At 66.3% G+C, this 15,947-nt stretch carries 2 protein-coding genes; both read left to right on the top strand.

The genetic code is table 11. From position 1 onward, the window contains the following. Positions 1-205: 205 nt before the first annotated feature. Positions 206-15,193, top strand: coding sequence for a LysM peptidoglycan-binding domain-containing protein (locus tag RZE77_RS10375; protein WP_319441752.1), 14,988 nt, complete (start codon positions 206-208; stop codon positions 15,191-15,193). Continuing rightward, complete coding sequence (locus tag RZE77_RS10370) at positions 15,193-15,675, top strand: hypothetical protein (protein WP_319441751.1); 483 nt, start codon at positions 15,193-15,195, stop codon at positions 15,673-15,675. The genes RZE77_RS10375 and RZE77_RS10370 overlap by 1 nt, the downstream gene beginning before the upstream one ends. Positions 15,676-15,947: the final 272 nt, after the last annotated feature.

Below are 15,947 nucleotides of genomic sequence, written 5' to 3'. Positions count from 1 at the left end.
TCAGAGGCGTCCAACGCGGCCGCCCCGACAACATATCCAGCCCAAATCAAATTTGTTTAGCGCCCGGGCAAAAAAAGTCGCCCATCCGCTAAACAAATTCGCAAATCTCTGGATGTATTGCCCATGAACCGTGCGCCAACCTCCGGCAGGAGGGTCCGGGCGAGCGCGGTTCGCTTCTACATACATAGACAGACGGGCACAAAAAATGGTAGCGATCGTCAGCGGCAACAGCCTCGGATTGAGTTTGGCGTCCTTGGCCACCCTCGGGCAGCGCGGCACCCAGGGCACCGCCGGCCAGGGCCGGAACGGCGAACAGGCTTTCGTCAACATCGCCAACGGCAACCTGGTGCTGCAGGACTTCGACGACAAGCTCGTCGGGCGAGGCCTGGACATCCAGGCCGTGCGGACCTACAACAGCCAGGGCCTGCTGAACGACGACAACGCAGACAACTGGATCGTGGGCGCCTATGGCCAGCGGGTCCAGCTCGCGGGCACGGTCGCAGCCGCCGGCAGCACCCTGACGCGCACCGATCGCGATGGCGCGAGCGCCACCTACACGTGGGACGTCGCGCGCAGCCTCTATGTCAGCCCGGCCGGTGCCGGCGCGTTCGACACCATCGCCTACGACTCCGCGGCGCTGCGGTTCACCTGGACCGACGGCAGCACGGGCCTGCTGGAGCGCTACGAATCCACCGGCCAGGGCCGCCTTCTGCTGGCAAGCGACCCCGCCGGCAACACGCTGACCTATGCCTACAACGCCAACGGCACGCTGCAGAGCATGGTCGACGCCAATGGCGAGACGACCTACTTCGACTACACCGGCACCAACCTCACGCAGATCCGCACCGTGGCCAGCGCGGCCAACGGCGGTGCCGCGCTCACGCGCGTGCGCTATGCCTACGACAGCGCCAACCGGCTCTCGACGGTCACGGTCGATCTCAGTCCCGAAGACAACAGCATTGCCGACGGCCAGACCTACGTCACCACCTATACCTACGACGGCACGAGCAAGCGCGTCGCCTCGGTCACGCAAAAGGACGGCACGAGCCTGGCCTTCACCTATGTGCTGGTCGGGACCGACTACCGCGTGGCCACCGTCAAGGACGGGCTGGGCCAGACCACCAGCTATGCCTACAACACCACCACGCGCAGCACCACGGTCACCGACCCGCTGGGCCTGGTCAGCGTCTACAGCTACGACACTGCCGGGCAACTGATCCAGATCAAGGCCCCGCCGGTGGGCGGCGTGTCGCAGCTCACGCTGTTCAGCTACGACGCCAGCGGCAACGTCACCCTGGTCACGGACCCGCAGGGCTTTGCGGTGACGATGCAGTACGACGCCTACGGCAACCAGACGCTGCAGCGCGATGCCGCGGGCAACACGATCACCCGCACCTTCGACGCACGCAACCAGCTGCTCACCGAGACGGTCTACCTTGCGCCCGATCCGGACGGTGCCGGCACCGCGCAACCGAGCCAGCCTGCCACGACGCGCTACGTGTACGACAGCACGGGCAAGAACCAGCTGAGATTCGTGCTGAGCCCGGAGGGCCGGGTCACCGAATACCGCTACGACAGCTACGGCCAGCGCACGTCCGCACTGCAGTACGCGGCCGGCAAGTACGGCGTTTCGGCGCTCGGCGCCACCGCCGCGCCGAGCGAGGCCGAGCTGGCCATCTGGAGCGCTGCGCAGGACCGCACCCAGGCCAGCCGCACCGACACGGTCTATGACGCACGGGGGCAGGTGCAGAAGACCACTGTCTTCGGCAAGGTCGATGCCGCCGGCAACGGCATTGCCGACGGCAGCCAGTCGGTCACGCAGTATGTCTACGACCGTGCCGGATTGCTGCTCAGCAGCATCAGCGCCACGGCCGGCACCACCCTGTACACCTACGACGGCAAGGGCCGGCAGCTCTCGGCGCAGAACGCGCTGAGCCAGACCACGCTCACCAGCTACGACGACGCGAACAACAAGACCGTGGTCACCCTGGCCAATGGCCTGATCACGACCAGCGCCTACGACAAGAACGGCCGCCTGGTGAGCGTCGCCCAAGCGTCTGCGCTCAACGCGAATCTCGGCACCACCACCAACTACTACGACAAGAACGGACGCCTCTACCAGCAGGTCGACCCCACGGGAGCGCGCACGGGACGCCTCTACGACGAGGCGGGACGCCTGGTTGCCGAGATCGACGGCAACAACCGGGTGACCGAGTACGTCTACGACAAGAACAACCAGCTCACCCAGAAGATCGTCTACGCCACGGCAGCCAATGCGCCCGCGGTCGCGGCCTACTTCACCGACCCGAACAGCACGCCGGTCAACCGGTTGAGCGCCATCCGGCCTGCCAGCAGCGCATCCGACCAGAAGTCCTGGCGCATCTACGACAGCGCCGGGCGGCTCGTCCGGACGATCGATGCGGCTGGCGCGGTCACCGACCTGCGCTATGACGGCGCGTCGCGCCTCGTGGGCACCACGCAGTACAGCCAGGCCATCGCCACGGCCACCCTTGGCACGGCGCCAACCCTTGCCACGACCGCGCCAACGGCCAATGCCGCCAGCGACCGGGTCACGCGCCGCTTCTACGACAACGACGGACTGCTGCTGGCCACCCTCGACGCGGAAGGCTACCTGACGGAGTCGCGCTACGACGCCGAGGGCCGCCTGGTCACGCAGATTTCCTACGCAACCGCCACCACCGCCGCCCTGCGCGCCACCGGCACGCTCGCGCAACTGATTCCGGCGGCCGGTGCACAGGACCAGGCCTCGCGCTGGCTCTACGACGCCCAGGGCCGGGTCCTGGCACAGATCGACGCCGAAGGCTACATGACCGAGAACGTGTACGACGCCAACGGCAACGTCACTTCTTCCACGCGCTATGTGGTTCGCGTCGATGCCACCCTGCTCTCGCAGATGACGACGGCCACCACGGTGGCGGCGCTGCGCCCGGCCTCCAGTGCCGGGTTCCAGGCGACCGCGATCGTCTACGACAAGCTCAACCGTGTCACGCAGCGCACGAACCATGAGGGAACCGTCTCCCGCTACGAGTACGACAGCGTCGGCAACCTGGTAAAGACCACCAATGCCGTCGGCACGACCGAAGTCCAGACCATCAACGCGCGCTACGACCTCCAGGGGCGCCTCACGGGCGAACTCACCGCCGAAGGCGGCGCGCTGCTCGTCGCCGGCCAGACCCAGGCACAGATCGATGCCATCTGGTCGCAATACGGGCTCACGCATGCGTACGACGCGGCCGGCCGGCGCCTCGGCACCACCGATGCCTACGGCAACAGAACGCTGTTCTTCTACGACCTGAACGGACGCCTCACCCACAGCGTCAACGCGCTCGGCGAAGTGTCCGAGCAGCAATACGACACGCTGGGCCAGCTCAGCGCGACCATCCGCTACGGCACCCGGCTCGGCAGCACGGCCGACCTGGCCGGCGGGCTGGTCACCGCGGCGCTGGCGACCGCAATCGACGGCATCAGGAATGCCGCGCTCGACAGCAAGCAGAGCTTCACCTACGCAGTCACCGGAAAACTCGCGAGCAGCACCGACGAACTCGGCAACCTCACCCAGTCCAGCTACAACGCCTTCGGCGACCTGACCGGCCGCACGCAGGCGCTCGGAGGCGGGTCGCAACTGGTCCAGTCGATGTCGGTGGACCGCCGCGGCCTGGTCACGGGCACGGTGCAGGACGCGTCGGGCATCAACGCCATCACGGGCGCCATCTACGACGCGTTCGGACGGCTCACGCGCAGCACCGACGCGAACGGCAACATTCGCCAACAGAGCTTCGACCGGCTCGGCCGCACGATCACCACGACCGATGCGCTCTCGGGCGTGCGCTCCACCAGCTACGACGCCTTCGACCGCGTGATGACCCAGACCGACGCGCTCGGGCGGGTCACGACCTACACCTACGACAAGACGCTGCGCCGCGTCGTGATCAAGACGCCGGAGAACATCAGCGTTGCCACGGTGTACACGCGCCTCGGCCAGCAGCAGACCGTGGTCGATGGCAATGGCAACACGACGAGCTACAGCTACGACAAGAACGGCAACCTGCTGAGCACCGCCACCGCGCTGGCGACCGCCACCAGCAGCTATGACCGGTCGGGCCGCCTGTCGCAGACGAGGGACGCCAACGGCAACGTCGTGACGCTCGCTTATGACGCGGCCAACCGGCTGCTCACGCGCACCGTCGACCCGACCGGCCTCGCCCTGGCCACCACCTACAAGTACGACGCCAAGGGCCGGCAGATCGAAGTCACCGATCCCAACGGAACGCTCACGCGCATCGTCTACGACCTCAAGGGACAGGTGACCAGCCAGGCCATCGATCCCGCGGGCCTGAACCTCGTCACGCAGTACACCTACGACGCTGCCGGACACACGCTCACGGTCGTCAATCCGAACGGCGCCACCACCCAGTACACCTACGACAAGCTGGGCCGGCGCACCCAGGAGCGCATCGATCCCGCCGGGCTGAACATCACCCGCAGCTACGCCTACGACAAGAACGGCAATCTCACCAGCAGCACCGGCGCGAACGGCCAGGTGACCCGCTACGCCTACGACGCCGAGAACAGGCTGGCGTACACGCTCGATCCGGTGGGCGGCCTGCAGCGCATTCGATACGACGCCGAGGGCCGCGTTGTCCAGACCATCGGATACGCAACTGTCATCGACATGACGGGGCTGCCGGCAGCGCCCACCATTGCGCAGCTCGATGCCAAGGTGGTGGTCAACGCCGCGCGCGACAGCGTCGAGCACCGCGTGCTCGACAAGGACGGCCGCCAGGTGGCCACCGTCAATGGCCTGGGCGAAGTGGTCAGGTACACCTACGATGCCAATGGCAACGTGATCGAGCGCGTGGCCTATGCCAACCGCATCGCCATGGCCAGTTGGACCGCGGGCACGGTGCCCGCGCCCACCGCCGATGCCGCGCGCGACCTGCGCCTGCGCTCGGTCTACGACCAGCTCAACCGCGCCATCTACACCATCGACGGCGTGGGTGCGGTCAAGCGCACGTTCTACGACGCCAAGGGCAACGTCGTCGAGCGCATCGCCTATGCGGTCCCGGTGCCCGTCGCAACAGCCGCCACCGCAGCGGCGCTGGCCGCAGCCGTTGCGCTGGCGACCAATCCGCAGCAAGCGGGCAGCAACCTGCTCACGCAGAGCGAGTTTGCCAATGGCGTAGGCGACGCGCCGGTCAGAGGCGGTGCTGCGACGGCCGTTGCTATGACCGGGTTCGCAGGCGCGATCCGGCTTGCGTCCGACACGGTCAGCAGCTATGCCTACAAGTCGTTCACAACGATCCCCGGTGTGACCTACACGCTGTCGGTGGTCGTGGAGATGGAAGACGGATTGCCGCCGTCCCTGGCAAATGCGAGCGCTTCCGCTGCAACAAACTCGTTCGCGCTGACCTTGTTCTCCAGTGTGACCAGCCCCACCAGGTATGTTGTGCAGGATCTGGGCGGGGGACGCTACCGTGTGTCGGTAACCGGCGTGGCACCTGCATCGCCCGGTACGAATTTCGGAGTTGCCAAGCTCCTCACGAACGACACCCGCGCCTTCCGCGTCAGCGGCTACCAGCTCGAACAAGCCGACGCCGCCAGCCGCTACACCCCGACCACCACCACGCCCGTCGCCCATGTGGCGAGCGGCACGCGCGAGCGATTCATCTACGACCGCGCGGACCGGCTCATCTGGCTCGCAGACGGTGTGGGTGCGGTCACCAGGCATGTCTACGACAAGAACGGCAACCTGCTCAAGACGGTCCAGTACGCCACCGCAATCTCGGGCGGCATGGTCCCGTCTTCCGTCGCAGCCTCCGCCGGCGACCGCATCACCGACCGGGTGTACGACCAGGCCAATCGCCAGACCTTCGTGATCGACGCCACGGGTGCGCTGACCGAAGCGGTCTACGACAAGAACGGCAACGTCACCACGCGCTACAGCTACGCCACGCGCATTGCCGTGCCCACGGCCAGCAGCAAGCTGACCGAGGCGCAGGCGAAGACGGCGCGCGTCTACGACTATGCGGGTGCCGACCGCGTGGAGCGCGCCGCGTTCGACGCGGCAGACCGCAAGATCCTTGGCGTCGACGCCACCGGCGCGGTCACCGAGACGAGCTTCGACGCGGCCGGCAATGCCGTTCGCAGCACCAGCTACGCAACGCTGGTCAATCTCACCTCGCTGCAGGGCAACTGGACAGCCAGCGCCACCACGCTGCGTGCCCTGATCACCGCAAACACGGCCGCCGATCGGGTCGTGAAGCGCAGCTTCGACGCGGCCGGCCGCCTGGCCTACAGCGTCGATCCGATGGGCTTCGTCACGCGCACGGCCTACGACGGCCTGGGCCGGATCGTCCAGACCACGGAATACTCGCTGGCGATTCCCGCCGCCACGGCCAACACCGCCGAGGCCATTGCCGCAGCCATCGTGCTGCAGGCGGCGCAGGACCGCACCAACAGCTTCACCTACGACGCCGCAAGCCGGCTGCTCAGCAGCGTCGACGCCCTCGGCCTCACCGAAAGCTATGGCTACAACGGCCTGGGGCAGAAGGTCACCTTCACCAACAAGAAGGGCTCCGTCTGGACCTATGCCTACGACGCGGCCGGGCGGCTGGCGAAGGAGACCTCGCCCGCTGTCGAGGTGACCACCGTCATCCCCGACGCCAGCGGCAAGCTCGTGGTCGACCCGACCCGTTCGGGCAGCGCCGGCATCGTGACCCAGATGACGTACGACGCGCTGGGCAACCTGAAGTCGCGCACGGAGGCGGTCGGACGCGCCGAGCAGCGCACCACCAGCTACGAATACGATGCCGTCGGCCACCAGGTCCGGGTGATCTACCCACCCGTCGGCGTCTACAACCCGGCAGGCGACGCACTCACGACCAATGGGGCCGGCGGCCTGGCCAGCCGCACCGAGCTGACCAAGACGCTCGACACCCTGACGACCTACAACGTCTTCGGCGACGCGATCGCCAATCGCGACGTGGCCGGCAGCTTCAGCTACAAGACCTACGATCTTCTCGGCCGGGTCGGCTACGAGGTCGATGCACTGGGCTTCGTCACGGGCTACCAGTACAACGCATGGGGCGAGGTCACCGAGCTCAAGCGCTTTGGCGTCGGGACCACGCTCACCAGCGGCAACCCCGCAAGCCTGAGCGCCGCCCAGGTCAGCGCCGCGGTCAATGCCGCAGGCGTGAATCATGGCGCCGACCGCACGCTCACCACCTCGTACGACCGGGCGGGCCGCGCAGCCAAGGTCGTCGAATCGTCGGCCTATACGTACGACTCGTCCGCAGCGCTGGGCGCGCAGTACGCCACCGCGGGCCGCACCACCGTCAACACCTACAACGCCTTCGGCGATCTCACGCGCGTCGGCCTGCTCAAGAATGCCGGGCAGAACACCTGGGTCTACACCAACAACTACTACAACCAGAAGGGCCAGCAGGTCGCGAGCGTCGACGCGCTGGGCTACCTGACGACCCAGGCCTTCGACAGCGCGGGCAACATGACCGTGCGCACCGAGTTCGCCAAGGCCGTCGCGGCATGGAACCCGGCCAGCGCGACGGCCGCGGTGCCGACGGCAGTGGCGGATGCCGCCAACGACCGCCAGACGATCTTTGCGTTCGACCGCGGAGGCCGCAAGACCAGCGAGACCCGCGTCAGCGTGGAATTCAGCGCAAGCAGCAACGGCACCAGCGCCCGCGCCAATCTCGTCACCAGCTATGGCTACGACGCGGTCGGCAATCTCACGCGGACCACCGACGCATCGGGCGCCGCCACGTACAGCTACTACGACGCCCTGGGCCGCGTGCGCGCCACGGCCGCGCCTTCGACGAGCAACGGGCTCCTGACGGCCGTCACCAAGTACCAGCGCGACGCCTACGGCAACGTGGTCGTCAAGACCGAGACACACGTCTACAAGGCCAGCACCAGCGCCGACGCGCTCGCAGCCCCCGGGCCCACCACGCTCATCCCGGGCCAGAGCCTGACGCCCGGCCAAGGCATCTATTCGCCCGACGGCCGCTACCTGTTCACGCTGCAGACCGACGGCAACCTCGTCGTGTACGACCGCCATGACAACATGCAGGCGCTGTGGAATTCGCAGACCACGGGCAGCGGCGCCGACAAGTTCACCTTCCAGGCCGATGGCAACCTGGTCCTCTTTGCCGGCACCCAGGTCGTCTGGACGATCAACAAGGCTGGCCAGGGCGGCACGCAGCTGGTCATGCAGGGCGACGGCAACCTCGTGCTCTACACCGCAAGCAATGCGCCGGTGTGGCACCTGAACGCCGCGGACAGCAACTCGCAGATCAACCCCGACCGCATCACGTACACCCAGTACGACAAGCTCGGCCACGCCACGCAAAGCACCGATGCCGCGGGCTTCAACCACTACAGCTCCTACGACGCCCTGGGCAACATCGCCAAGGAATGGCAGCTGGTCACCGACGGCGACAACGTTTCGAGCACCCTCTTTCGCGCCTACCAGTACGACAAGCTCGGGCAGCAGACGCACGTCATCGACCCGGCCTCCAGGAGCAAGGTCAGCGGCGGAACGGTCACCATCGTCACGCAGGCACAGGCCGGCCTCGTCGACACGGCCATGGAGTACAACGCCTTCGGCGAAATGACCGCCAAGGGCGTGGGCGGCGGGCGCCAGGAATACTTCAACTACGACAATGCCGGCCGCGTCTGGCGGACCAATTCGGGCGACGGCGTCGACAAGGTTGCGCTGTACGACCTCCTGGGCAACCAGACCGCCCAGATCACCAGCTATGGCACAGCCTCGGGCAATGCGGACCTGCGTGCCTTCACCAACCCCGACTCGGTGGCCGTGGCCGACCTGCGCCGCACCGACACGATCTACGACGTGCTGGGCCGCGTCACCTCGACCATCGCTCCCCGGCGCAGCGAATGGACGGGCGGCGCCCAGGTCAGCCGCCTGTTCAGCCAGGGCTCCGTCGCCGGGTCGAGCAACCCGACCCGCGACGAGAGCGGCATGGTCAATGGACGCTCGGGCACGAACACGGTCAATCTCGCCTGGTCGCCGGTGCGCAGCCTCGGCAGCGGCGACATCAAGGTCGTCATGCAGTACACGACCCAGGTCTATCCGCTGACCCCGCCGGTGCTGGACGCCAACGGCAATCCGGTCACGACCGACGAATCGGGCAACCCCTTGCCTCCGCCACAGATGGCCGGCGGCCAGATCCGCGAGCAGACCCGGGTCGTCACCAATGTGGCGGAGAACACCAACAGCCTCACCATGACCTGGGAGGACGCCTGGAACGACGCGAACGGCGGCATCGGGCGCGTGACGAAGCTGACCATCTACAAGAAGGACGTGTACGGCAACTGGCAGCCCGTCATCACCGAGGGCTCGCTGGGCTACAGCGGCCAGGTCATCGACGTCGATGCGCCGGACGACCTCAGCACCAGCATGCGCATGCAGATCCGTCCGGCAGGCAGCGCCGGCGACACGGGCTGGGTCGATGCGCCTCTGCTGAACTTCGGCGACCTGTTGCGCTACAACGCCAGCGCCCTGCCGCCGGGCAGCTACCAGTACCGCGTGACGCAGACCACCACGGCCGGCGTGGCCAGCGTCACTGCCAGCGGCACCGTGACCCTGACCTCGCCGCCGCTGTCCCTCATCAGCGTTCCGATGGCCTTCTACCAGATGGGGGCCGCGAGCGGCGGCCTGTTCACCTGGTCGTCGCCCGGCACATCCGTGGAGCAGACTTTCCGCTACCGGCTGGCCGGCAGCACAGGCGCCTGGATAACGCAGCCCGTCGCGGCCCGGGGCAACGGCAGGGATGGCGTGGATGTCACGGCGCTGGCCGCGGGCACCTACGACTACGAGCTGCTCTGGACCCACGTGGGCGAAGGCGTGCCGTACGCCCACGCAACGGGCCAGATCGCCTCGAGCGGAATCACGCCGCCGCGATGGGTCCCGCCGGTCAACCTGCCGGTGATCACCGGCGCCGCGATACGCACCGTCGGCACCGGCGGCAATGACGAATCGGGCGCCCCGATCGGCACCCCGCTGACGGTCATCGAGTGGCCCTACTCGTCCGTCCTCAACGCCGGCAACGGCGTGACCTTCCAGTACCGGCCGGTGGGCGGCAGCGCCTGGAGTTCGCTGACCGTGGTCAACCTGGCCGGCAGCAACGAGTCGAGTTTCCCGATCGGCGCGCAGCGGGTCGACATCACCAACCTTGCCGCCGGACGCTACGAATACCGCATTCTGGCAACGCTCACCTCGGGTACGACCACGCAATCGGTCGGCCAGGCGACGGGCATCCTGGACAACCAGAAAACGCCCATCATGGAAACGCGCTCGGGCGTGAACGTGGTGCCGTACCTGGTCCAGGTCGGGTCCGACCCGATCTACTCGCTCGACGAGAACGGCAACATCATCCACGAGACGGTCTGGGAAACGCAGTACCAGACCCGAACCGATCCGGTCTACGGATGGGTGCAGGTGCCGCGCACCGAGGCCTACCAGGTAGCCGTGCAGGGCCCGCCCCAGACCACCACCGACGAGTCGGGCAACGTCGTCGTCGTGCGGGATGCGTGGGGCAACATCCAGTACACCACCGTCTACGAGACGCGCTATCGCACCGTCTACGACAACGTGCTGGTCATCACCGGCTGGCAGAACGTGACCTACCCGGTCCAGGTCGCGGTGCAGAAGCCCGTCATCCTCGGCTACCAGCCGCGGTATGAAACCCGCTACCAGTACGTGCCCTACACCTACGAGGTGCAGATCGGCACGACGGCGCCATCGGTCCAGGACAACACCCCGCCCTACACGGCGGGCTACTGGGTGCCGTTCATTCCCGCGCTCTTTGCCTCGAGCACCACCACGGTGGCGGGCAGCGCGGCGGTCAGCCAGAGCAACACCAACGGCGCCGACGCGGTGCAGACCCCGGCCACGCAGGGCACCAGCAGCTCGCCGCGTCCCGTGGTCAACCAGAACACCGACCGCTGGGGCAACGTGGTCTCGATCAGCGACCCGCGCTCGGCCGGCTGGGTGACCACCTACCGCTACAACGCCAACAACCAGCTCATCGAGCAGAAGCAGACCGACGCCAACGGCGTCCAGGGCACCTCGGGCGCTGCCGTGACCCAGCTGTTCTACGACAAGATGGGCCGCCAGGTGGCCGTGAAGGATGCCAACGGCAAGATCCAGGGCCAGGTCTACGACGCGCGCGGCAACCTCGTGCAGGAGCTGCATGCCGACGGCGGCGTGATCCGCAACAGCTACAACGTCTTCGGCGACAAGGTCTCGGCCACCGACGCGATCGTGGGCAACCCCACCCTCACCCGCTTCGCCTACGACAACCTGGGCCGCCTGCTCACGACCACGCGCGGCGTGGTGCAGGTCTTCAACGCCAACACGGCCAACAACATCCCGCAGCTGGTCGACACCCGAGCCATCGTCGAGTCCAGCACCTGGGACCAGGCCGGCCGCAAGCTCAGCCAGACCAATGGCAACGGCGAGACCATCCGCTACGCCTACGACCTGCAGGGCCGCGTGGTGCGCACCATCCAGCCCATGGGCCAGAGCACCAAGGCGGCCTACGACGCCCTGGGCAACAAGATCGCCGAGGTCGACGGCAACGGCTACATGGCCACCTGGAGCTACAGCTACTTCGGCAAGGTGCTCACGCACACCGACTTCGGCGGCCGTGCCTACACCTACACCTACGACAAGGCCGGCCAGCTCACCTTCGACAGCGGCGCCAACCGCGAGTACACCTACAACATCGAAGGCCTGCTGGCGCGCACCTACGACCGCACCACGGGCCAGGACGCCCGCTACGAGTACGACCTGGCCGGCAACCGCGTGCGCGAGTGGTTCGGCCAGGGCGGCGTGGTCTACAAGGACAACCACATCGCCTACGACGCCCTGGGCCGCATGCGCTGGGTGGCCGACGGGCGCGCGTTCGTGAACATCGAGTACGACAAGGTCGGAAACCGCACCCGCATCAAGACCCACGTGCTCGACCAGGACACCAGCCTGGACAGCGACCTGTACTTCCAGTACGACGCGATGAACCGCCAGACGGTGGTCAACGCGGTCGATGCGGCCGGCAACCTGGGCGGCCAGGGCCACCGCATCGCCTATGACCAGAACGGCAACCGCACCAGCGACACCTGGTGGGGCAACCGCGTGCTCACGGTGGACGGCCAGAGCCAGATCGTCGGCTTCGACGAGAACGGCGCGGCCATCTACAGCACGACCGCCAAGCAGTACGTCACCAGCCAGGGCTACACCACCGAGGCCTACCGCTACGACGCGCTCGCGCGCCTGGCCAGCGTGGTGCGCGACGGCGTGCAGACCGATGTGCGCCTGTACGACGGCGCCAGCCGCGTGGTGCAGACCGGCCCCGCGGGCACCCTGCCCGTGGGCTATGTCAACGCCCTGCTGGGCACCACCTGGAACGGCCAGACCCTGGCGGGCACGGGCAGCGAGACGCGCATCAGCGCCTACAACGCCAACGGCCAGATCACGCGCCAGGACGTGTTCGACAGCCAGAACGGGCGCAAGTACACCATCGGCTACGGCGCGCTGGCCGCACCGATCGTGCCGGGCATGGGCACGGCCGGCGGCTACGACGGCGCGGGCAACCTGCTGGGCTACACGGTGTGGAATTTCCTGGGCCAGAGCAGCGTGACGAACTACGCCAACACCTACTCGCGTGCCGAGGGCTACCGCCAGACGGCCACCCTGGGCACGAGCAACGTGACCCTGCCGGGGGGCACCAACTGGTACTACGGCAACGGCAACGAGCTGACAGGCGTGGGCGACGTGACGCAGCCGCTGAACAACCGCACGTTCGTGAGCGACATGGAGGGCAACATCCTGTCCTCGCGCTACCTGGCCTCGGGCGAGGAGCAGCGCCAGCTGGTGGTCAACGGCGAGGTGCTGGGGCAGTACGGGCGCATCCGCGATGCGAACAACCCGAGCGCGCCCAACGGGGTGCCGCTGTTCCAGACGAAGGCGGAGTTCAATTTCGGGTACCGGCCGATCGACGGCAGCTACCCGTCGGCCAGCCCGGGCACGTACGCGGTGAGCGCGGGCGACACGCTGCAGAGCATTGCGCGCGGGGCCTACGGCGACGAGGGACTGTGGTACCTGATCGCGGACGCCAACGGGCTGTCGAGCAATGCGGACCTGAAGTCGGGCCAGGTGCTGACGATTCCCACCAAGGTGGGAGCCGCGAACAACGCGAACAGCTTCAAGCCGTATGACCCGAGCAAGGTGGTGGGGGATACCAATCCGAACATGCCGATGCCGCAGGCCAAGGAGGGTGGCGGGTGCGGGGGGTTGGGGCAGATCATCGTGGCCGTCATCGCGGTGGTGGTGGCAGTCATCAGCCAGCAGTACTACCTTGTTAACTACGGTGCAGCGGTGGGCGCAACTGTCGAAGGCGCGGCGGTGCTAAGCGGCGCGGGAGCTGCATCGGCTGTCGGTGCGGGCACGGCTGTATGGAGCACGGGGTCTCTGGTGGCGGCAAGTGCCATAGGCGGGGCGGTAGGCTCCATCGCGAGTCAGGTAGTCGGGATTGCTATTGGTGCGCAGGATTCCTTCAGTTGGAAAGGTGTGGCGCTGGGAGCGATCGGAGGCGGCGTTTCAGGTGGCCTGGGTGGATGGAGTCCTCTGGGCAGTGAGGCGACTGTCGGCAACGCGATCATCCGGTCGGCTGTCGGGAACTCGCTGACTCAAGGCATCGCGGTGGCGACGGGTCTGCAACCGAGCTTCAACTGGAAGAGCGTGGCAGCGAGCGCAGTAGGCGCTGGTGTTGGTGCCGCGGTCGGTGAGGCCATCGGCATGAACGATCCGGGGTTCAGAAAACTGGACTTCGGGGAGCAATTCGGCAAGCGGCTGGTGACAGGGCTGGCCGCTGGAGCCGCCACGGCCGCGATGCGCGGCGGGCGATTCAGCGTCACACAGGTTGCCACCGACGCCTTTGGCAATGCCTTGGGGGAGAGCATCGCTCGGGCCAATGGGCAAGGCGTGCCTGCGCCAGTGGGTGTCGGGGAGCGGACGAGCATCATGGGATTGTTTGATGGCTCCGGACTTGAAGGAACTTCGTCAACGGGAGCTGCGCAGGGCTTTGGCTACGGCAGGGGCAGCTACGGCTTGCAGTTCTCTGCTGGCGTGGTCAACGACTGGCGAAACGAGGTCGATCAAGGCATCGTCTCCGGTGCGACCAATGTGCGGGGTCCTACCCCCTCCGAAAACATAGTGCTGGACAATCTCGACATTGCCCGAGGTCGTGAGGATGGCACGATCATGAGCGATGCGGGATACGGTCTGGGTGCCATCCACGATGACGACCGTCTAACGTTCAAGCCCCCGGGCTTACCCGATGCATTGAAGCGAATCCCGCAGGTTGCGCCGGCGACATCCCCTGCCGAACCTGTTGTTGGATCGGGGATCCTCAAAGCACTCGGCAGAGCGTCGGTGGGCGCGGCGGCGTTGTTGCACATGGACGAGCCGTTTACGCATGACTGGAAGGCCGCAGGCTCGTCGTTCTCCTATAACCCTGACGATCTCGTGCTCCGCGTCAAGGGTCTGGATGGCGACGGGAGGTCACTCGCAATACCGGGCATCGTCAACCCAACCCAGTACACAGATGCAGAGTACCTTGCGTACGTAAGCTACAAGGCAAACGGTGGCGAACTGGGTGTGCACGACTATGTCAGCATTCGCCCAGACGACATCGGATCTGTTAGTCGCGCAAGCAGCACAAAGCCCGAATGGCTTGCGCGACTTGACAAGGGAAACGCCTTTAATGCCGAACGCTCAGTTATCTACCCGTACAATGAGGTGTACGTCGACAAGCCCTCTGGCGAGGGCTACTTCCGAGTGGATTCCTACAATCCTCGAACAGAAGAAATCGTCTCTCGCAAGTTCACCCAGTTCAGCGAAATCACCGAGCGCACCGGCATCGACTATGTGAATGAGATGGTGGCGAAGTATCCAAATGGAGCCACGATCGCCAATGTACCGACTAACGTTAGGAACGGACTAGCGGGGCAGCTTCTGAATGGGGGGCACGTTCTTGAGGTACCCGTGCAAGTTAATCCAATCCCCCAGGCAGTGCTCGACTCAGCCAACCGAGCTCGTGTGCTCATCCGAGATGTGAATGGAAAGGTTTATTAATGCGGCGTCCCATCTACTTTTGCGACGGTTGGTTTGCAGCGAAGAAATTTGCAACCGAGGTCTGGACTGAAGCACGAGCGAAGGAAGCCCACGACAACGGCCGCAATTACACCGTCCTCGTGGACTCCATCGAAAGGCCGTTCTGCATCATTCTGGTGATGGCCAAGGGCATTGCCGTGGATTTCCTTGACGAGCGCCTCCGCAAAGCGCTCTCCTACCAGTTTCAAGTGGTGGCGCCAGGCCGGATGTTTCTCACGATGGCCGTTCACCGCGAGTTCGACGGGGACGGAGACAAAGTGGCGAGCGGTGCCAGCTACAAGTTCACCGAAGATGGCAAAGTGCGAATCGATCGCGAAACCTTCTTGCCGGAACATAGCTTGGAAGTGGCGCATACCGAAGCCGACGTGAGCTCCAACTACGCAGCCGCGCCGGAGTTCGGCCACTACGAAGAATTCATACGGATGGAGCGGCAAGCGCGCTGATCCAGCCTGTCCACGCGATGGCGGGCGCCGGCGCATCACCTTGCGATGCCGGCAGTCTCCGTCGTATGCATCTTGATGTACTGGCTCACCCGGCTGGTCCACGATCACCTAGCCGCCGCGCGCACGATTCAACCTGGCCTCGGTTTCGCGAACTCCGGCCGAGCGGCGCAAGGTAGATCACTTCCTTACAAGCCCTTCGGGCTAGCTGTGCCAGTGGAGTTCGCAAACATCGGAGCGGCCCCCGCGCAAGCCCTTGCGGTGGCCAAGATCAC

Origin of the sequence: Variovorax sp. SPNA7, from assembly GCF_033807855.1 — a bacterium.
GTDB lineage: Bacteria > Pseudomonadota > Gammaproteobacteria > Burkholderiales > Burkholderiaceae_C > Variovorax > Variovorax beijingensis.
This window is presented reverse-complemented; position numbering and strand designations above follow the sequence as displayed.

Coding starts and splice junctions, on each gene's coding strand:
- RZE77_RS10375 (WP_319441752.1), top strand. CDS start 206: ATGGTAGCGATCGTCAGCGGCAACAGCCTCGGATTGAGTTTGGCGTCC.
- RZE77_RS10370 (WP_319441751.1), top strand. CDS start 15,193: ATGCGGCGTCCCATCTACTTTTGCGACGGTTGGTTTGCAGCGAAGAAA.